Annotated in this window: 15 protein-coding genes, 2 tRNA genes and 1 pseudogene; 16 read left to right on the top strand and 2 right to left on the bottom strand. The window is 54.5% G+C overall.

Annotated features, from left to right (window positions below):
- Window positions 1-78: 78 nt before the first annotated feature.
- The 4 genes from folP to BFG58_RS12875 all read left to right on the top strand — a co-directional run bounded on the left by folP (window position 79) and on the right by BFG58_RS12875 (window position 2909).
- Entirely contained in the window at window positions 79-927 is an 849-nt protein-coding gene (gene folP, locus BFG58_RS12860; RefSeq protein ID WP_069719908.1) for a dihydropteroate synthase, read from the top strand.
- Window positions 920-2257 carry a phosphoglucosamine mutase gene (gene glmM, locus BFG58_RS12865; protein WP_021242257.1) on the top strand — a complete coding sequence of 446 codons (1338 nt, stop codon included), beginning with the start codon at window positions 920-922 and terminating at the stop codon, window positions 2255-2257. The genes folP and glmM overlap by 8 nt, the downstream gene beginning before the upstream one ends.
- Before the next feature lie 223 nt (window positions 2258-2480).
- Window positions 2481-2813: a preprotein translocase subunit SecG gene (gene secG, locus BFG58_RS12870; protein WP_023309338.1), complete on the top strand. Its 333-nt coding sequence runs from the start codon at window positions 2481-2483 to the stop codon at window positions 2811-2813.
- Window positions 2814-2822: 9 nt separating this feature from the next.
- Window positions 2823-2909, top strand: a tRNA-Leu gene (locus BFG58_RS12875).
- A gap of 186 nt (window positions 2910-3095) precedes the next feature.
- On the opposite strand, the gene argG is transcribed toward BFG58_RS12875, so the two are convergent.
- Window positions 3096-4442 carry an argininosuccinate synthase gene (gene argG, locus BFG58_RS12880; protein WP_014833433.1) on the bottom strand — a complete coding sequence of 449 codons (1347 nt, stop codon included), beginning with the start codon at window positions 4440-4442 and terminating at the stop codon, window positions 3096-3098.
- A 287-nt stretch (window positions 4443-4729) separates the two neighbouring features.
- On the opposite strand from argG, the gene BFG58_RS12885 reads away from it, so the two are divergent.
- The 12 genes and pseudogenes from BFG58_RS12885 (at window position 4730) to mtr (ending at window position 18414) form a co-directional block, all read left to right on the top strand.
- Window positions 4730-4806: transfer RNA gene (locus tag BFG58_RS12885), tRNA-Met, on the top strand.
- Between the two features lie 207 nt (window positions 4807-5013).
- Window positions 5014-5466, top strand: a complete 453-nt coding sequence (gene rimP, locus BFG58_RS12890) for a ribosome maturation factor RimP (protein ID WP_014833432.1) — start codon at window positions 5014-5016, stop codon at window positions 5464-5466.
- 28 nt (window positions 5467-5494) lie between these two features.
- Entirely contained in the window at window positions 5495-6997 is a 1503-nt protein-coding gene (gene nusA, locus BFG58_RS12895) for a transcription termination factor NusA (RefSeq protein WP_003861798.1), read from the top strand.
- A 24-nt stretch (window positions 6998-7021) separates the two neighbouring features.
- Window positions 7022-9709, top strand: coding sequence for a translation initiation factor IF-2 (gene infB / locus BFG58_RS12900; RefSeq protein ID WP_045910098.1), 2688 nt, complete (start codon window positions 7022-7024; stop codon window positions 9707-9709).
- A gap of 89 nt (window positions 9710-9798) precedes the next feature.
- Window positions 9799-10203, top strand: coding sequence for a 30S ribosome-binding factor RbfA (gene rbfA, locus BFG58_RS12905; RefSeq protein WP_003024988.1), 405 nt, complete (start codon window positions 9799-9801; stop codon window positions 10201-10203).
- Entirely contained in the window at window positions 10203-11153 is a 951-nt protein-coding gene (gene truB, locus BFG58_RS12910; protein ID WP_069719909.1) for a tRNA pseudouridine(55) synthase TruB, read from the top strand. The genes rbfA and truB overlap by 1 nt, the downstream gene beginning before the upstream one ends.
- A 154-nt stretch (window positions 11154-11307) precedes the next feature.
- On the top strand, window positions 11308-11577 hold the full coding sequence (gene rpsO, locus BFG58_RS12915) for a 30S ribosomal protein S15 (RefSeq protein WP_003861789.1): 270 nt from the start codon (window positions 11308-11310) through the stop codon (window positions 11575-11577).
- Window positions 11578-11819: 242 nt separating this feature from the next.
- Window positions 11820-14016 (top strand): annotated as a pseudogene (pnp, locus tag BFG58_RS12920) (polyribonucleotide nucleotidyltransferase).
- 50 nt (window positions 14017-14066) lie between these two features.
- Window positions 14067-14951, top strand: coding sequence for a lipoprotein NlpI (gene nlpI / locus BFG58_RS12925; RefSeq protein WP_008501476.1), 885 nt, complete (start codon window positions 14067-14069; stop codon window positions 14949-14951).
- Between the two features lie 107 nt (window positions 14952-15058).
- Window positions 15059-15139 (top strand): protein YrbN, encoded by an 81-nt coding sequence (gene yrbN, locus BFG58_RS24450; protein ID WP_100122156.1) that lies wholly within the window; start codon window positions 15059-15061, stop codon window positions 15137-15139.
- Window positions 15132-17027, top strand: coding sequence for a DEAD/DEAH family ATP-dependent RNA helicase (locus BFG58_RS12930; RefSeq protein ID WP_069719910.1), 1896 nt, complete (start codon window positions 15132-15134; stop codon window positions 17025-17027). Before yrbN ends, BFG58_RS12930 begins: the two co-directional genes overlap by 8 nt.
- Window positions 17028-17169: 142 nt before the next feature.
- Entirely contained in the window at window positions 17170-18414 is a 1245-nt protein-coding gene (gene mtr, locus BFG58_RS12935; protein ID WP_069720039.1) for a tryptophan permease, read from the top strand.
- Window positions 18415-18498: 84 nt separating this feature from the next.
- On the opposite strand, the gene BFG58_RS12940 is transcribed toward mtr, so the two are convergent.
- Window positions 18499-19506, bottom strand: coding sequence for an LLM class flavin-dependent oxidoreductase (locus BFG58_RS12940; protein WP_069719911.1), 1008 nt, complete (start codon window positions 19504-19506; stop codon window positions 18499-18501).
- Window positions 19507-19513: the final 7 nt, after the last annotated feature.

The following is a 19513-nucleotide window of genomic DNA, read 5'->3' on the forward strand; positions in this document are numbered from 1 at the left end:
TGTCTGTAACTCAAACCCTGGAGCTTGCTCCGGGGTTTTTCATTTCTGTTTAACCATTTAGATATCAGGGATTTCGCCATGAAATTATTCGCTCAGGACTCGCATCTCGATCTTTCACATCCCCATGTGATGGGGATCCTGAATGTTACCCCTGACTCCTTCTCTGACGGTGGCACGCATAACACGCTTATCGAGGCGGTTAAGCACGCGAATTTAATGATCAATGCGGGTGCCACCATCATTGATGTTGGCGGCGAATCGACGCGTCCCGGTGCGGCGGACGTGTCTGTGGAAGAAGAGCTGGCGCGCGTGGTGCCGGTCGTTGAAGCTATCGCGCAGCGGTTTGAAGTGTGGATCTCCGTTGATACCTCCAAACCGGAAGTGATCCGTGAAGTGGCGAGAGTGGGCGCTCACATTATCAATGATATTCGTTCACTTACCGAACCGGGGGCGATTGAGGCGGCTGCGGAAACCGGGCTGCCGGTTTGCCTGATGCATATGCAGGGGCAGCCGAAAACCATGCAGGACGCGCCGAAGTATGACGATGTCTTTGCCGATGTAAGCCGCTTCTTTATTGAGCATATCGAACGCTGTGAACGTGCAGGTATCCCAAAAGAGAAATTGCTGCTCGACCCGGGGTTCGGTTTCGGTAAAAATCTCTCCCACAACTATGCGCTGCTTGCGCGCTTATCGGAATTTCATCACTTTGGCCTGCCGCTGCTGGTGGGGATGTCGAGGAAATCGATGATTGGCCAGTTGCTGAATGTAGGCCCGAGCGAACGCCTTAGTGGCAGCCTGGCCTGCGCGGTGATTGCGGCGATGCAGGGTGCGCACATCATTCGTGTCCATGACGTCAAAGAAACAGTAGAAGCCATGCGTGTGGTGGAAGCCACACTGGCAGCGAAGGAAAACAAACGCTATGAGTAATCGTAAATATTTTGGTACCGACGGTATACGCGGGCGCGTAGGCGATGCTCCCATCACCCCTGATTTTGTCCTGAAGCTCGGCTGGGCTGCCGGTAAGGTTCTGGCGCGTCATGGCTCACGTAAAATTATCATCGGTAAAGACACCCGTATTTCCGGCTATATGCTGGAATCCGCGCTGGAAGCGGGTCTGGCGGCGGCTGGACTGTCCGCTTCTTTTACAGGCCCAATGCCAACGCCTGCGGTCGCGTATCTGACGCGCACCTTCCGTGCGGAAGCGGGGATTGTTATCTCGGCCTCTCATAACCCGTTCTACGACAACGGCATTAAATTCTTTTCTATTGATGGCACCAAGCTGCCGGATGAGGTGGAAGAAGCCATTGAAGCTGAAATGGAAAAAGAGATCACCTGTGTTGATTCCGCAGAGCTGGGTAAAGCGAACCGTATCGTTGATGCGGCGGGTCGCTATATCGAATTCTGTAAAGGCACCTTCCCGAATGAGCTGAGCCTGGCGCACCTCAAAATTGTGGTGGACTGCGCAAATGGCGCGACCTACCACATCGCCCCGAATGTCTTCCGCGAGCTCGGTGCGAAAGTGATCGCCATTGGCTGTGAGCCGGATGGTCTGAACATCAACGAGCAGGTCGGTGCGACGGACGTTCGTGCCCTGCAGGCGCGCGTTCTGGCAGAAAAAGCCGATCTGGGCATTGCGCTGGACGGCGACGGTGACCGCGTGATCATGGTTGATCACGAAGGTAACAAGGTCGACGGCGACCAGATCCTCTACATTATTGCGCGTGAAGGTCTGCGTCAGGGTCAGCTGCGCGGCGGTGCGGTCGGGACGCTGATGAGTAACATGGGCCTGGAACTGGCGCTGAAACAGCTCGGTATTCCGTTCGTTCGCGCGAAAGTGGGTGACCGCTATGTGCTGGAAAAATTGCAGGAGAAGGGCTGGCGTATCGGCGCGGAGAACTCAGGTCACGTGATCCTGCTCGACAAAACCACCACCGGTGACGGTATTGTGGCCGCGCTGCAGGTGGTTGCCGCGATGGCGCGCAACCATATGAGCCTGCACGATCTGTGCAGCGGCATGAAAATGTTCCCACAGATTCTGGTCAACGTACGTTTCACTGCCGGCAAAGGCGACCCGCTGGAAAATGAGAACGTGAAAGCGGTGATGGCTGACGTTGAAGCGGCCCTCGGCAGCCGTGGACGCGTGCTGCTGCGTAAGTCTGGTACCGAACCGCTGATCCGCGTAATGGTGGAAGGCGAAGACGAAGCGCAGGTAACCGAATTTGCGCACCGTATTGCGGATGCCGTAAAAGCTGCATAATCTTGCACGCTAAATGTTTAAAAAGGCAGCGTTTGCCGCCTTTGTTTTAAGCAATTAATGGCTTTTTGCTGTTTTTTTCCGCAGTTGATACAATGCGTCGAAAATGCCCTTGCGAAGGTGATTCGCTTTGGTTAGTATTCACACCCGCTTCAGTGGGAAACAAAAATCCTGCTAATTGGTCGAAGCATTGGTATGCGGCAAATCCGCAAGGAACAGGTTGATTATGTACGAAGCTCTTTTAGTTGTTTTCCTTATTGTAGCCATCGCTCTCGTAGCGCTGATTATGCTGCAGCAAGGTAAAGGCGCTGATATGGGAGCCTCCTTCGGAGCAGGCGCTTCCGGTACGCTGTTTGGTTCAAGTGGTTCTGCGAACTTCATGACCCGCACTACGGCGATTCTGGCTACGCTGTTCTTCATCATCAGCCTGGTGCTTGGCAATATCAACAGCAACAAGACCAGCAAAGGAAGCGAGTGGGAAAACCTGAGCGCGCCAGCAAAAACTGAGCAGACTCAGCCAGCTGCACCGGCTAAGCCAACCAGCGATATCCCGCACTAAGTATTCTGTACCGAGGTGGTGGAATTGGTAGACACGCTACCTTGAGGTGGTAGTGCCCTAACGGGCTTGTGGGTTCGAGTCCCATCCTCGGTACCAATATTCCAGAATAAAGACGTCGAAAGACGTCTTTTTTTTCGTCTGTAAATTATGTGTAGTTTTTCGTAGGCCCGGTAAGCGCAGCGCCACCGGGCAAAATGGCGGGTGGCGCTGCGCTTACCCGCCCTACGAAAGGCCAAATAAAAAAGGCGTCCCCAGGACGCCTTTTGCATGCTACATCAGCGATTATTTCTTATCGCTGTGCTCCAGGTTTTCAACCTGCGGCAGGCCGTTACCTGAACTGGCTGACAGCAAACCGTTCTCAACATAGTTGAACAGCTTCTCACGAGTATCGGTGATGTCCAGGTTACGCATGGTCAGCTGGCCAATACGATCGTCCGGTGAGAACACGGATTCACCTTTCTCCATGGTCAGACGCTCTGCTTTATAGGTCAGGTTGTCAGACACGGTGTTCAGAATGGAGTAGTCGTTACCGCGACGCAGTTCCAGGGTTACTTCACCGGTGATTGCACTCGCCACCCAACGCTGCAGCGCATCACGCAGCATCAGCGCCTGCGGATCGAACCAGCGGCCCTGATACAGCAGTTTGCCCAGCTGACGGCCGTGAGAGTGATACTGCTCAATGGTGTCTTCGTTGTGAATGCCGGTCAGCAGACGCTCGTAAGCGATGTGCAGCAGCGCCATCCCCGGGGCTTCATAGATACCACGGCTTTTCGCTTCGATGATACGGTTTTCAATCTGATCGCTCATGCCCAGACCATGACGACCGCCGATGCGGTTTGCTTCCAGCATCAGCTCCACATCGTCAGAGAAGGTTTTGCCGTTCAGCGCAACCGGATGACCGCGTTCGAAACGAACGGTCACTTCTTCTGCCGGGATCTTCACGTTCTCGTCCCAGAACTTCACGCCCATGATTGGGTTAACGATCTTCACGCTGGAGTTCAGGAATTCCAGGTCTTTCGCTTCGTGCGTCGCACCCAGCATGTTGGAGTCGGTGGAGTAAGCTTTCTCGACTGACATCTTATAGTCAAAACCGCAGGCGATCATAAACTCGGACATTTCATGACGACCACCCAGCTCGTCGATGAAGTCGGTATCCAGCCACGGTTTGTAAATCTGCAGTTCGGCGTTGGTCAGCAGGCCATAACGATAGAAACGTTCGATATCGTTTCCTTTATAGGTGCTGCCGTCACCCCAGATGTTAACGCCGTCTTCTTTCATGGCGGCAACCAGCATGGTGCCGGTCACCGCACGGCCCAGCGGAGTGGTGTTGAAATAGGTCAGGCCGCCGGTGGTGTTATGGAATGCACCACACTGAATCGCCGCGATACCTTCCGCGACCAGTTGCTTACGGCAGTCAATCAGGCGCGCGTTCTCAGCACCATACTCTTTCGCGCGACGAGGAATGGCATCATAATCGTCCTCATCCGGCTGACCCAGGTTCGCAGTATAGGCATACGGAACCGCTCCCTTCTGGCGCATCCACAGCAGTGCAGCGCTGGTATCCAGGCCACCTGAGAAAGCGATGCCAATACGTTGTCCTACCGGAAGATGCTTGAGAATCGTCGTCATAGAATAAAACCCTGCTTGATTGACTGATTAGAGACCGCTTTCGCTCTCTTGTGCATTTTTATGCAAAATAAGTGAGTATTCATTTAATCATCTTTTGGCGAAGACCGGAAGAGACTCGTGCGTTTTTTGTAAAAATTTTGGTCTGATCGATCTGGCGGAAGTCGCCTTGACAGGTGGGGTCAACTATCAATATACTAAACGCCGATTTTACGTCCCGTCTTCGGTACCAAATCCCAGCATTATTTGCAAATTCTGTCCAAAACGCGTAGAATTTGCCACGTTTCAGGCGCGGGGTGGAGCAGCCTGGTAGCTCGTCGGGCTCATAACCCGAAGGTCGTCGGTTCAAATCCGGCCCCCGCAACCACTTTCCCATAAAGTTCTTTTTCAAATATACTGTGAAGACTTAGAGCCTTCGTAGCTGGATTTGAAAAAATTCTTTAGGAAAGTGCTCCAGGCCACAGTTGTGGCTATAGGGTTCAGTTATCTAAAGCCCCGATTTATCGGGGTTTTTTGTTATCTGACTACAGAATAACTGGGCTTTACGCCCTTTTTTTATGTCTTGGGGGTGGGCTTGTCCACATTAGAGCAAAAATTAACAGAGATGATTACTGCACCGGTCGAAGCACTGGGCTACGAACTGGTCGGCATCGAATTCGTTCGCGGCCGTACATCGACGCTGCGCATCTATATTGATAGTGAAGATGGCATCAATGTTGATGATTGTGCTGATGTCAGCCACCAGGTGAGTGCGGTTCTTGATGTTGAAGACCCAATTACCGTTGCGTACAACCTGGAAGTTTCCTCACCTGGCCTCGATCGCCCGATGTTCACGGCCGAGCACTATGTGCGCTTTACCGGTGAAGAAGTGGCTCTCGTTCTGCGTATGGCCGTACAGAACCGCCGTAAATGGCAGGGAATTATCAAAGCCGTTGATGGTGAAATGATCACGGTGACAGTCGAAGGCAAAGATGAAGTGTTCGCGCTGAGTAATATCCAGAAGGCGAACCTGGTTCCCCACTTTTAACAGTCTGGATTGAGGTGAAAAGCCCGCGATGAACAAAGAAATTTTGGCTGTTGTTGAAGCCGTCTCCAACGAGAAATCACTGCCGCGTGAGAAGATTTTTGAAGCGCTGGAAAGTGCACTGGCTACAGCAACCAAGAAAAAATACGAACAAGAGATCGATGTTCGCGTAGAAATCGATCGTAAAAGCGGTGACTTCGATACATTCCGTCGTTGGGTAATCGTTGAAGAAGTGACCCAGCCGACCAAAGAGATCACGCTGGAAGCCGCCCGTTTTGAAGACGAAAGTCTGAACGTGGGTGACTACGTTGAAGATCAGATTGAATCTGTGACCTTCGACCGTATCACCACCCAGACCGCTAAACAGGTTATCGTGCAGAAAGTGCGCGAAGCCGAGCGCGCGCTGGTTGTCGATCAGTTCCGCGATCAGGAAGGCGAAATCATCACCGGCGTGGTGAAGAAAGTGAACCGCGACAACATCTCCCTGGAGATCAAATCCGAAGGATTGCCGGGTAACGCTGAAGCCGTGATCCTGCGTGAAGATATGCTGCCGCGTGAAAACTTCCGCCCAGGCGACCGTATTCGCGGTGTTCTGTACGCCGTTCGCCCTGAAGCGCGTGGTGCACAGCTCTTCGTGACCCGTTCTAAACCAGAAATGCTGGTAGAACTGTTCCGTATCGAAGTACCGGAAATCGGTGAAGAAGTTATTGAGATTAAAGCGGCGGCTCGCGATCCGGGCTCCCGTGCGAAAATTGCGGTGAAAACCAACGACAAGCGTATCGACCCGGTCGGTGCTTGCGTCGGTATGCGCGGTGCGCGTGTCCAGGCAGTTTCTACTGAGCTGGGCGGCGAACGTATTGATATCGTTCTGTGGGATGACAACCCGGCGCAGTTCGTGATCAACGCAATGGCTCCGGCTGATGTGGCGTCTATCGTTGTTGACGAAGACAAACACACCATGGATATCGCTGTTGAAGCGGGCAACCTGGCGCAGGCAATCGGCCGTAACGGTCAGAACGTACGCCTGGCGTCACAGCTGAGCGGCTGGGAACTCAACGTCATGACCGTTGATGACCTGCAGGCTAAGCATCAGGCTGAAGCCCATGCGGCGATCGATACCTTCACGAAATACCTGGATATTGACGAAGACTTCGCCACTGTTCTGGTTGAAGAAGGTTTCTCTACGCTGGAAGAACTGGCCTATGTGCCAATGAAAGAGCTGCTGGAAATTGACGGTCTGGATGAACCAACCGTTGAAGCCCTGCGTGAACGCGCTAAAAACGCACTGACCACCCTGGCACTGGCTCAGGAAGAAAGCCTTGGCGATAAGAAGCCGGCTGATGACCTGCTGAATCTGGAAGGTCTTGATCGTGCGATTGCGTTCAAGCTGGCTGCCCGTGGTGTTTGTACGCTGGAAGATCTCGCTGAGCAAGGCGTTGATGACCTGGCTGATATCGAAGGTTTAACCGACGAGAAAGCCGGCGAGCTCATCATGGCCGCACGTAATATTTGCTGGTTCGGCGACGAAGCGTAATAAACTGTAGCAGGAAGGAACAGCATGACTGATGTAACTGTAAAATCGCTGGCTGCTGAGATTCAGACCTCCGTGGACCGCCTGGTACAGCAATTTGCTGATGCAGGGATCCCGAAGTCCGCTGATGACTCGGTGACCGCGCAAGAAAAACAAACCTTGTTAACGCACCTGAACCGTGAACACGGCTCTACGCCTGACAAGTTAACGCTGCAGCGCAAAACGCGTAGCACGTTAAACATCCCTGGTACCGGTGGCAAAAGCAAATCGGTACAAATTGAAGTCCGCAAGACGCGCACCTTTGTAAAACGTGATCCGCAAGAGGCAGAACGCCTTGCTGCGGAAGAGCAGGCACAGCGTGAAGCGGAAGAACAAGCTCAGCGTGAGGCGGAAGCAGCCGCCAAACGTGAAGCAGAATTAAAAGCTGAACGTGAGGCCGCAGAAAAAGCGAAACGCGACGCAAGTGATAAAGTGAAGCGTGACGCTGCGGAAAAAGACAAAGTGAGCAATCAACAGACAGACGAAATGACCAAAACCGCCCAGGCTGAAAAAGCCCGCCGTGAAAATGAAGCTGCCGAGCTGAAGCGTAAAGCGGAAGAAGAAGCCCGCCGTAAGCTGGAAGAAGAAGCTCGCCGCGTCGCCGAAGAAGCGCGTCGTATGGCTGAAGAAAATGAGAAGAACGGTGTTGATACCGCTGAGCAGTCTGAAGACACCAGCGACTATCACGTGACCACTTCTCAGCACGCACGTCAGGCTGAAGATGATAACGACCGTGAAGTAGAAGGCGGCCGTGGCCGTGGTCGTAATGCAAAAGCAGCGCGTCCAGCGAAAAAAGGCAACAAGCACGCTGAATCCAAAGCTGACCGTGAAGAAGCACGCGCGGCTGTTCGCGGTGGTAAAGGCGGCAAGCGTAAAGGTTCCGCTCTGCAGCAGGGCTTCCAGAAGCCGGCTCAGGCCGTTAACCGTGACGTTGTGATCGGCGAAACCATTACCGTTGGCGAACTGGCGAACAAGATGGCGGTTAAAGGCTCTCAGGTCATCAAAGCGATGATGAAGCTGGGCGCGATGGCAACCATCAACCAGGTGATCGATCAGGAAACTGCACAGCTGGTTGCGGAAGAGATGGGTCACAAAGTTATCCTGCGTCGTGAAAACGAGCTGGAAGAAGCAGTAATGAGCGACCGTGACACAGGTGCTGCGGCAGAACCGCGCGCACCGGTAGTGACCATCATGGGTCACGTTGACCACGGTAAGACCTCTCTGCTTGACTACATTCGCTCTACCAAGGTTGCCTCTGGCGAAGCGGGTGGTATTACCCAGCACATCGGTGCATACCACGTAGAAACTGACAACGGTATGATCACCTTCCTGGATACCCCGGGCCACGCCGCGTTTACCTCTATGCGTGCTCGTGGTGCTCAGGCGACGGATATCGTTGTTCTGGTTGTTGCGGCGGACGACGGCGTCATGCCCCAGACCATCGAAGCTATCCAGCACGCGAAAGCAGCCGGTGTGCCGGTTGTGGTTGCCGTGAACAAGATCGATAAGCCAGAAGCGGATCCCGATCGTGTTAAAAACGAACTTTCCCAGTACGGTATCCTGCCGGAAGAGTGGGGCGGCGAAAGCCAGTTCGTACACGTGTCTGCGAAAGCGGGTACCGGTATCGACGAACTGCTGGACGCGATCCTGCTGCAGGCCGAAGTTCTGGAGCTGAAAGCCATCCGTAACGGTATGGCGAGCGGTGCGGTTATCGAATCCTTCCTGGATAAAGGACGTGGCCCGGTTGCTACCGTTCTGGTTCGTGAAGGTACGCTGCATAAAGGCGATATCGTTCTGTGCGGTTTCGAATACGGTCGCGTTCGTGCGATGCGTAACGAACTGGGTCAGGAAGTGCTGGAAGCGGGTCCGTCCATTCCAGTGGAAATCCTGGGTCTGTCCGGTGTTCCGGCTGCCGGTGACGAAGTGACCGTTGTGCGTGACGAGAAGAAAGCGCGTGAAGTGGCACTGTATCGTCAGGGCAAATTCCGTGAAGTTAAACTGGCTCGTCAGCAGAAATCTAAACTCGAGAACATGTTTGCCAACATGACCGAGGGCGAAGTTCACGAAGTGAACATTGTGCTGAAAGCCGACGTTCAGGGCTCTGTGGAAGCGATCTCCGACTCCTTGCTGAAACTGTCTACCGACGAAGTGAAAGTGAAGATCATCGGTTCTGGCGTAGGTGGTATCACCGAAACCGACGCAACCCTGGCTGCTGCGTCCAACGCTATCCTGGTTGGCTTCAACGTTCGTGCGGATGCGTCTGCGCGTAAAGTGATTGAATCCGAAAGTCTGGATCTGCGTTACTACTCCGTCATCTATAACCTGATCGACGAAGTGAAAGCAGCAATGAGCGGCATGCTGTCTCCTGAGCTGAAACAGCAGATCATCGGTCTGGCTGAAGTACGTGACGTGTTCAAATCACCGAAATTCGGTGCGATCGCGGGCTGTATGGTTACCGAAGGTAACATCAAGCGTCACAACCCAATCCGCGTACTGCGTGACAACGTGGTTATCTACGAAGGCGAGCTGGAATCCCTGCGCCGCTTCAAAGATGACGTTAACGAAGTCCGTAACGGCATGGAATGTGGTATCGGCGTGAAGAACTACAACGACGTTCGCGTTGGCGATATGATCGAAGTGTTCGAGATCATCGAAATTCAGCGTACCATCGCTTAATTACCGATTGTAAGCCGGGATCGCCTCGCGCCACCCGGCAATAATTTCAAAAAGGGGCTTTAGCCCCTTTTTTGTCTGGAGAATTTATTATGGCGAAAGAATTTGGTCGCCCTCAGCGCGTAGCGCAGGAAATGCAGAAAGAGATCGCACTCATTCTGCAACGTGAAATTAAAGACCCACGCGTTGGCATGATGACCACCGTTTCCGGTGTGGAAATGTCCCGTGACCTGGCCTATGCCAAAGTGTTCGTCACCTTCCTGAACGATCAGGACGAAGCCGCAGTGAAAAACGGCATCAAAGCGCTGCAGGAAGCGTCTGGTTTCATCCGCTCTCTGCTCGGCAAGGCGATGCGCCTGCGTATCGTGCCTGAACTGACCTTCTTCTACGACAACTCGCTGGTCGAAGGTATGCGTATGTCCAACCTGGTGACCAGCGTGGTTAAACATGACGATGAGCGTCGTGTTAACCCGGCGGACGACAGCAAGGAGGACTGATGAGTCGTCCTCGTCGTCGTGGTCGCGACGTGCATGGTGTGCTGCTGCTGGATAAACCCCAGGGCGCTTCCAGCAACGACGTGCTGCAGAAAGTTAAGCGTATTTATAACGCCAACCGTGCGGGCCACACTGGCGCGCTCGACCCGCTGGCAACCGGCATGCTGCCGGTCTGTCTGGGAGAGGCGACAAAATTTTCCCAGTACCTGCTCGACTCCGATAAGCGTTACCGCGTTATCGCTAAGCTGGGCCAGCGCACGGATACCTCCGACGCGGATGGTCAGGTCGTGGAGGAGCGTCCGGTGACGTTCAGCGCGGAGCAGCTTGATGCGGCGCTGGAGAGCTTCCGTGGGGATACGATGCAGGTACCGTCGATGTATTCGGCGCTGAAGTATCAGGGGAAAAAACTCTACGAATATGCGCGCCAGGGCATTGAGGTCCCGCGTGAAGCCCGTCCGATTACCGTGTATGAGCTACTCTTTATTCGCCACGAAGGCGATGAGCTGGAGCTGGAAGTGCACTGTTCGAAAGGGACCTATATTCGCACCATCATCGACGACCTCGGTGAAAAGCTGGGCTGCGGCGCGCATGTGATTTACCTGCGTCGTCTGGCAGTGAGCAAGTATCCGGTGGAGCGGATGGTGACCCTGGAACATTTGCGCGAGCTGGTTGAACAGGCGGAAGCGCAGGGGATCGCGCCGGCAGATTTGCTGGATCCGCTGCTGATGCCGATGGACAGTCCGGCTGCGGACTTCCCGGTTGTTAATCTTCCTTTAACATCGTCCGTTTACTTTAAGAACGGCAACCCGGTTCGTACGGCGGAAGCGCCGCTGGAAGGCCTGGTGCGCGTGACCGAAGGTGACGAAGGGAAATTCATCGGGATGGGCGAAATGGATGGCGAAGGGCGCGTTGCGCCGCGTCGTCTGGTCGTCGAATATCCGGTCGACGCGTGACGGTGATAACGGCTCACCTTGCGATAAGCAGGGGAGACGAGTAGAATATCGCCGCTTAACGCCTGGTAAATTGTTTAACAATCTGCGGGGCGTACATGGGATTGCTGAATTAGAGATCGGCATCCTTACATTCTTTATACTTTGGAGTTTGAAAATGTCTCTAAGCGTTGAAGCTAAAGCTAAAATCGTTTCTGAGTTTGGTCGTGGTACTAACGACAGCGGTTCTACCGAAGTTCAGGTTGCACTGCTGACTGCACAGATTAACCACCTGCAGGGTCACTTTGCAGAGCACAAAAAAGATCACCACAGCCGTCGTGGTCTGCTGCGTATGGTTTCTCAGCGTCGTAAACTGCTCGACTACCTGAAACGTAAAGATGTTGCACGCTACACCGCGCTGATCGAGCGTCTGGGTCTGCGTCGCTAATTCTTGCGAGTTTCAGAAAAGGGGGCCTGATGGCCCCTTTTTTCAAGCAGACGGCAGCAATTCACTGGAAACTATTGTATTGTTGCTATAAATGATCTTCATTGCAGAGGTTCGCGCGGCTAATGAGAGGCTTCACCCAGGGGGGTGTTGGTTGTCATTAGTCGCGAGGATGCGAAGAAGGTCGGGTCAAATCGACAGCACACCGGTGGTGTGCTGTCAAACATTTAAGAAAGGACAGAACTTTGCTGAATCCGATCGTTCGTAAATTCCAGTATGGTCAACATACCGTCACGCTGGAAACCGGCATGATGGCACGTCAGGCTACTGCTGCCGTTATGGTAAGCATGGATGACACCGCGGTATTCGTTACCGTTGTTGGCCAGAAAAAAGCTAAACCAGGTCAGGACTTCTTCCCGCTGACCGTTAACTACCAGGAGCGTACCTACGCTGCCGGTAAAATCCCGGGTGGCTTCTTCCGTCGTGAAGGCCGTCCAAGCGAAGGCGAAACCCTGATCGCGCGTCTGATTGACCGCCCGGTTCGTCCGCTGTTCCCGGAAGGCTTCGTTAACGAAGTACAGGTTATCGCGACCGTTGTTTCCGTTAACCCACAGGTTAACCCGGACATCGTGGCGATGATCGGTGCGTCCGCTGCCCTGTCACTGTCTGGTATTCCATTCAATGGCCCAATCGGTGCCGCGCGCGTCGGTTACATCAACGACCAGTACGTACTGAACCCAACTCAGGAAGAGCTGAAAGAAAGTAAGCTGGACCTGGTGGTTGCGGGTACTGAAGCCGCTGTGCTGATGGTTGAATCCGAAGCTGAACTGCTGAGCGAAGACCAGATGCTGGGTGCTGTGGTCTTTGGCCATGACCAGCAGCAGGTTGTTATCCAGAACATCAACGATCTGGTGAAAGAAGCCGGTAAGCCACGTTGGGACTGGCAGCCAGAAGCAGCAAACGACGCGCTGAATGCACGCGTTGCAGCTCTGGCAGAATCTCGTCTGAGCGATGCGTACCGCATCACTGACAAACAGGAGCGTTACGCTCAGGTTGACGTGATCAAGTCTGAAACTATCGCAACGCTGGTTGCTGAAGACGAAACGCTGGATGCTAACGAGCTGAGCGAAATTCTGCACGCTATCGAGAAAAACGTTGTTCGTAGCCGCGTTCTGGCAGGCGAGCCGCGTATCGATGGCCGTGAAAAAGACATGATCCGTGGTCTGGATGTGCGTACTGGTGTGCTGCCACGTACTCACGGTTCCGCGCTGTTCACCCGTGGCGAAACGCAGGCGCTGGTTACCGCGACCCTGGGTACGGCACGTGACGCACAGATCATCGACGAACTGATGGGCGAGCGTACTGACAGCTTCCTGTTCCACTACAACTTCCCTCCGTACTCCGTAGGCGAAACCGGTATGGTTGGCTCGCCGAAGCGTCGTGAAATTGGTCACGGTCGTCTGGCGAAGCGCGGCGTGCTGGCAGTCATGCCAGAAGCAGACAAATTCCCGTACACCGTACGTGTGGTGTCTGAAATCACCGAATCCAACGGTTCTTCTTCTATGGCTTCCGTGTGTGGTGCCTCTCTGGCGCTGATGGATGCAGGCGTGCCAATCAAAGCCGCCGTTGCGGGTATCGCAATGGGCCTGGTGAAAGAAGGCGACAACTATGTTGTTCTGTCTGACATTCTGGGCGACGAAGACCACCTGGGCGATATGGACTTCAAAGTGGCGGGTTCCCGCGACGGTATCTCTGCGCTGCAGATGGATATCAAAATTGAAGGTATCACCAAAGAGATCATGCAGGTTGCTCTGAACCAGGCTAAAGGTGCGCGTCTGCACATCCTGGGCGTGATGGAACAGGCTATCAACGCGCCACGCGGTGATATCTCTGAATTCGCACCGCGTATTCACACCATCAAGATCAATCCAGACAAGATCAAAGATGTTATCGGTAAGGGCGGTTCCGTAATCCGTGCGCTGACCGAAGAGACTGGCACCACCATCGAAATCGAAGATGACGGTACTGTGAAGATCGCAGCAACCGACGGCGAGAAAGCGAAATTCGCGATCCGTCGCATCGAAGAAATCACTGCAGAAATCGAAGTGGGCCGCGTCTATGCAGGTAAAGTGACCCGTATCGTTGACTTTGGCGCGTTCGTTGCCATCGGTGGCGGTAAAGAAGGTCTGGTTCACATCTCTCAGATCGCTGACAAGCGCGTTGAGAAAGTGACCGATTACCTGCAGATGGGTCAGGAAGTACCGGTTAAAGTTCTGGAAGTTGATCGCCAGGGCCGTATCCGTCTGAGCATTAAAGAAGCAACCGAGCAGTCTCAGCCAGCTGCTGCGCCAGAAGCACAGGCCGCAGAACAGCAAGGCGAGTAAGTTGCCATTTGCCCTCCGCTTTGCGGAGGGCCTATTATCAGGCAGGACGCCTTGTTAAGCCGCCGGGGGACAGGACGTTCATCCAATAGTTGTCTTCGGGAGTGGGAAATGAAGCCTTTTTTGCGCTGGTGTTTCGTTGCGACAGCTTTAACGCTGGCAGGATGCAGCAACTCTGCCTGGCGTAAGAGCGAAGTCCTCGCAGTGCCATTGCAACCGACTTTGCAGCAGGAAGTGATCCTGGCACGCATGGAACAAATACTTGCCAGTCGGGCTTTAACCGATGACGAACGCGCACAGCTTTTATATGAGCGCGGAGTGTTGTATGATAGTCTCGGTCTGAGGGCATTGGCGCGAAATGATTTTTCACAAGCGCTGGCTATCCGACCTGATATGCCTGAAGTATTCAATTACTTAGGCATTTATTTAACGCAGGCAGGCAATTTTGATGCTGCCTATGAAGCGTTTGATTCTGTACTTGAGCTTGATCCAACTTACAACTACGCGCACTTGAATCGCGGTATCGCATTGTATTACGGCGGTCGTGACAAGTTAGCGCAAGATGATCTGCTGGCGTTTTATCAAGACGATCCTAATGATCCTTTCCGTAGCCTGTGGCTTTACATCGTTGAGCGGAAGCTCGATGAGAAGCAGGCAAAAGAGGCACTGAAACAGCGCTTCGATAAATCGGACAAGGAACAGTGGGGATGGAACATTGTCGAGTTCTACCTGGGCAACATTAGCGAAGCAACGCTGATGGAACGCCTCAAGGCGGACGCAACGGATAACACCTCGCTCGCTGAGCATCTCAGTGAAACCAACTTCTATTTAGGTAAGTACTACCTAAGTCTGGGGGATAAGGACAGCGCTACGGCACTGTTCAAATTAGCGGTTGCTAACAACGTACACAACTTCGTTGAGCACCGTTATGCATTGTTGGAATTATCGCTCTTGGGCCAGGAGCAAGACGACCTGGCAGAATCGGACCAGCAATAGCTGACGACATAAACATCAGCCCGTAATCTTTTGATTGCCATCACCTTAACTGGTGAGGGCGTTGTTGTTCGTCAATACACCTACTTTGAGCCGGTTCACACTTTTCAATGAAAATTGCTAATCATTTTCACGATGAGCTAAGTAGACTGGCCGCCATTGACATTGAGGCACTCGTACTACATGGCTGAATTCGAAACCACTTTTGCAGATCTGGGCCTGAAGGCTCCTATCCTTGAAGCCCTTAACGATCTGGGTTACGAAAAACCATCTCCGATCCAGGCTGAGTGTATCCCACACCTGCTTTCTGGTCGTGACGTGCTGGGCATGGCCCAGACTGGTAGCGGTAAAACTGCAGCGTTCTCGCTGCCGCTGCTGAACAACATTGATCCGGACCTGCGTGCACCGCAGATCCTCGTTCTGGCTCCAACCCGTGAACTGGCTGTTCAGGTTGCAGAAGCCATGACGGAATTCTCTAAACATATGCGCGGCGTAAACGTGGTTGCCCTGTACGGCGGCCAGCGTTATGACGTGCAGTTACGCGCCCTGCGCCAGGGCCCACAGATTGTTGTCGGTACGCCGGGCCGTCTGCTGGATCACCTGAAGCGCGGTACCCTGGACCTCTCTAAACTGAGCGGTCTGGTACTGGATGAAGCAGATGAAATGCTGCGTATGGGCTTCATCGAAGACGTTGAAACCATTATGGCGCAGATCCCGGACGGTCATCAGACCGCGCTGTTCTCTGCAACCATGCCGGAAGCTATCCGTCGCATTACCCGCCGCTTCATGAAAGAGCCGCAGGAAGTGCGTATTCAGTCCAGCGTAACCACTCGCCCGGACATTAGCCAGAGCTACTGGTCTGTGTACGGCATGCGTAAAAACGAAGCGCTGGTACGTTTCCTGGAAGCGGAAGATTTTGATGCGGCGATTATCTTCGTTCGTACCAAAAACGCGACCCTGGAAGTGGCTGAAGCCCTGGAGCGTAGCGGCTACAACAGCGCAGCGCTGAACGGTGACATGAACCAGGCCCTGCGTGAGCAGACTCTGGAGCGTCTGAAAGACGGTCGTCTGGATATCCTGATTGCAACCGACGTGGCAGCACGTGGTCTTGACGTTGAGCGTATCAGCTTGGTTGTTAACTACGACATCCCGATGGATTCCGAGTCTTACGTTCACCGTATCGGCCGTACCGGTCGTGCGGGTCGTGCTGGCCGTGCGCTGCTGTTCGTTGAGAACCGCGAGCGTCGTCTGCTGCGCAACATCGAACGCACCATGAAGCTGACCATTCCAGAAGCGGACCTGCCAAACGCAGAGCTGCTGGGCAAACGCCGTCTGGAAAAATTCGCCGCCAAAGTACAGCAGCAGCTGGAAAGCAGCGATCTGGATCAGTACCGTGCGCTGCTGTCGCAGATTCAGCCTGTTGCTGAAGGCGAAGAGCTGGATATGGAAACCCTGGCTGCAGCACTGCTGAAAATGGCTCAGGGCGAACGTAGCCTGATCGTGCCACCAGATGCACCGATGCGTCCTAAGCGTGAATTCCGTGACCGTGACGACCGCTTCGAACGTCGTGGCGACCGTAACGATCGTGGCCCACGTGGTGACCGTCCAGAGCGTGGTGGTGAAGACCGTCCTCGTCGTGAACGTCGCGACGCAGGCGATATGGAACTGTACCGCATTGAAGTGGGCCGTGATGATGGCGTTGAAGTTCGTCACATCGTTGGCGCGATCGCTAACGAAGGCGACATCAGCAGCCGTTACATCGGTAACATCAAGCTGTTCGCAGCCCACTCAACCATCGAGCTGCCAAAAGGCATGCCGGGTGAAGTACTGCAGCACTTTACGCGTACCCGCATCCTGAACAAGCCGATGAACATGCAGCTGCTGGGCGATGCACAGCCACGTCCTGACCGTGGCGGCGAACGTCGTGGCGGTGGTCGCGGTTTCGGCGGCGAGCGTCGTGAAGGCGGCCGCAGCGAAGGTCGCGGTGGTGAAGGCCGTCGTTTCTCCGGCGAGCGCCGCGAAAGCCGTGGTCCACGTCGTGAAGAAGGCACCAGCCGTCGTCGTTTCGGTGACGCGTAAGCCTTACGCTTCTGACGTAAAGTAAAATATACAGCCCCGATACATGCTATCGGGGCTTTTTTTATTCCCTTTGTACTCTTGTACTGGTACAGTGCGTCACATTAAAATGCAGAACCGCATGATTGACTGGAGAAAAGGCTGTATGGCGACACTAACCACCACCCAAACGTCACCTTCGCTGCTTGGCGGCGTGGTGATCATCGGCGGAACCATTATAGGTGCCGGGATGTTCTCCCTGCCCGTGGTCATGTCCGGTGCGTGGTTCTTCTGGTCGCTGGCCGCGCTGGTCTTTACCTGGTTCTGTATGCTTCATTCCGGGCTGATGATCCTCGAAGCCAACCTGAACTACCGCATTGGCGCGAGCTTCGACACCATCACCAAAGACCTGCTGGGCAAAGGCTGGAACCTGGTGAACGGTTTGTCCATTGCCTTTGTGCTCTATATCCTGACCTACGCATATATTTCGGCGAGCGGTTCGATTCTGCATCACACCTTCTCTGAGATGTCGCTGAACGTTCCGGCGCGTCTGGCCGGGCTGTGTTTTGCGCTGGGCGTGGCGTTTATCGTCTGGATGAGTACCAAAGCGGTAAGCCGGATGACGGCAATCGTACTGGGCGCGAAGGTCATCACCTTCTTCCTGACCTTCGGCAGCCTGCTGGGGCACGTGACGCCCGCCACGCTGTTTAACGTTGCCGAAGTGAATACCTCCTATACGCCGTACTTGCTGATGACGCTGCCATTCTGTCTGGCATCGTTCGGCTACCACGGCAACGTGCCGAGCCTGATGAAGTACTACGGCAAAGATCCGCGCACCATTGTGAAGTGTCTGGTCTACGGCACGCTGCTGGCGCTGGCGCTGTATGTCATCTGGCTGCTCGGAACGATGGGCAACATCCCGCGCCCGGAATTTATCGGTATTGCGCAGAAGGGCGGTAACATTGACGTGCTGGTGCAGGCGCTGAGCGGCGTGCTGAACAGCCGCAGCCTGGATCTGCTGCTGGTTATCTTCTCTAACTTTGCGGTGACGAGCTCTTTCCTCGGCGTGACGCTGGGCCTGTTTGACTACCTGGCGGATCTGTTCGGCTTTGATGATTCTGCGATGGGGCGCTTCAAAACCGCGCTGCTGACCTTCCTGCCGCCGATTGTGGGCGGCCTGCTGTGGCCGAATGGCTTCCTGTACGCCATCGGCTATGCCGGACTGGCGGCAACCATCTGGGCGGCGATTGTGCCGGCGCTGTTGGCACGTAAATCACGTAAACGCTTCGGTAGCCCGAAATTCCGCGTCTGGGGCGGTAAGCCGATGATTGCGCTGATCCTGGTGTTCGGCGCGGGCAATGCCCTGGTACACGTGCTGTCGAGTTTTAATCTGTTGCCTGTCTATCAGTAAATGCAAAGCCCGGTGGCGCTACGCTTACCGGGCCTACAGGGATCGCGTAGGCCGGATAAGGCGCAGCCGCCATCCGGCAAAAAACTACCCCACCAACTCCTCTTTCACCTGCATGGCTAGCTCAAACGAGTGCAAACGCGCCTGGTGATCGAAAATCTGGCCGTTAACCATAATTTCATCCGCCTGCGTTTCACGCAGCACCGCCTCCAGCCCGTGACGCACTTTCGCTTTATCGCCTACCAGCGACATGCTCAGCGCCTGCTGAACGCCATACCGCTCTGAAGCTGACCACAGCTGATGCATATTCTCCACCGGCGGCGGAAGCTGGCCCGTCTCCCCGCGACGCAGCTTCATAAACGCCTGCTGCATGGAGGTGAACAGGAATTCCGCGTCGCGATTGCTGTCGGCAGCAATGATGTTGATACACACCATCGCGTACGGTTTCTCCAGACGCTCCGACGGTTTGAAGTGCGTACGGTAAAGATGCAGCGCCTGATGCAGCATATCCGGCGCGAAATGGGAGGCAAACGCAAACGGTAGCCCCAGCTGTGCGGCGAGCTGTGCGCTGTAGAGGCTTGAGCCCAACAGCCATACCGGGATCTTCTCGCCGTAACCCGGTACCGGGCGCACGTGCGGGTTCGGGTCACGCGCGTCGAACCAGTCCACCAGTTCGGCCACGTCGCGTGGGAAGTTATCAATATCGCCGCTCATATGGCGACGCAGGGCGCGCATAGTCGGCTGGTCGCTGCCCGGTGCACGGCCAATCCCTAAATCAATACGGCCCGGATAGAGGGTATTCAGCGTGCCGAACTGCTCGGCGATCACCAGCGGGGCGTGGTTCGGCAGCATCACGCCGCCGGAGCCCAGGTGCAGCGTGGTGGTATTTGCCGCCAGATAACCAATCAGTACCGAGGTGGCGGCGCTGGCAATGCCCACCATGTTGTGGTGTTCGGCCAGCCAGTAGCGGTGATAGCCACGCTTTTCGGCCAGCTGAGCCAGATCCAGAGAGTGCGAAAAGGCTTCTCTTGCCGAGGCGCCTTGTGGGATCGGCGCCAGATCCAGCACCGAAAACGGAAGGGTTTTGTCAGTCATAACAGCT

Source organism: Enterobacter sp. ku-bf2 (assembly GCF_001742765.1).
Lineage (GTDB): Bacteria > Pseudomonadota > Gammaproteobacteria > Enterobacterales > Enterobacteriaceae > Enterobacter > Enterobacter quasiroggenkampii.

Excerpts from the sequence above, each read along its gene's own strand:
- BFG58_RS12940 (WP_069719911.1), bottom strand. The coding sequence starts at position 19,506 with ATGACTGACAAAACCCTTCCGTTTTCGGTGCTGGATCTGGCGCCGATC.
- yrbN (WP_100122156.1), top strand. The coding sequence starts at position 15,059 with ATGAAAATTGCTAATCATTTTCACGATGAGCTAAGTAGACTGGCCGCC.
- rbfA (WP_003024988.1), top strand. The coding sequence starts at position 9,799 with ATGGCGAAAGAATTTGGTCGCCCTCAGCGCGTAGCGCAGGAAATGCAG.
- secG (WP_023309338.1), top strand. The coding sequence starts at position 2,481 with ATGTACGAAGCTCTTTTAGTTGTTTTCCTTATTGTAGCCATCGCTCTC.
- rpsO (WP_003861789.1), top strand. The coding sequence starts at position 11,308 with ATGTCTCTAAGCGTTGAAGCTAAAGCTAAAATCGTTTCTGAGTTTGGT.
- glmM (WP_021242257.1), top strand. The coding sequence starts at position 920 with ATGAGTAATCGTAAATATTTTGGTACCGACGGTATACGCGGGCGCGTA.
- BFG58_RS12930 (WP_069719910.1), top strand. The coding sequence starts at position 15,132 with ATGGCTGAATTCGAAACCACTTTTGCAGATCTGGGCCTGAAGGCTCCT.
- folP (WP_069719908.1), top strand. The coding sequence starts at position 79 with ATGAAATTATTCGCTCAGGACTCGCATCTCGATCTTTCACATCCCCAT.
- mtr (WP_069720039.1), top strand. The coding sequence starts at position 17,170 with ATGGCGACACTAACCACCACCCAAACGTCACCTTCGCTGCTTGGCGGC.
- nlpI (WP_008501476.1), top strand. The coding sequence starts at position 14,067 with ATGAAGCCTTTTTTGCGCTGGTGTTTCGTTGCGACAGCTTTAACGCTG.
- truB (WP_069719909.1), top strand. The coding sequence starts at position 10,203 with ATGAGTCGTCCTCGTCGTCGTGGTCGCGACGTGCATGGTGTGCTGCTG.
- argG (WP_014833433.1), bottom strand. The coding sequence starts at position 4,442 with ATGACGACGATTCTCAAGCATCTTCCGGTAGGACAACGTATTGGCATC.
- nusA (WP_003861798.1), top strand. The coding sequence starts at position 5,495 with ATGAACAAAGAAATTTTGGCTGTTGTTGAAGCCGTCTCCAACGAGAAA.
- infB (WP_045910098.1), top strand. The coding sequence starts at position 7,022 with ATGACTGATGTAACTGTAAAATCGCTGGCTGCTGAGATTCAGACCTCC.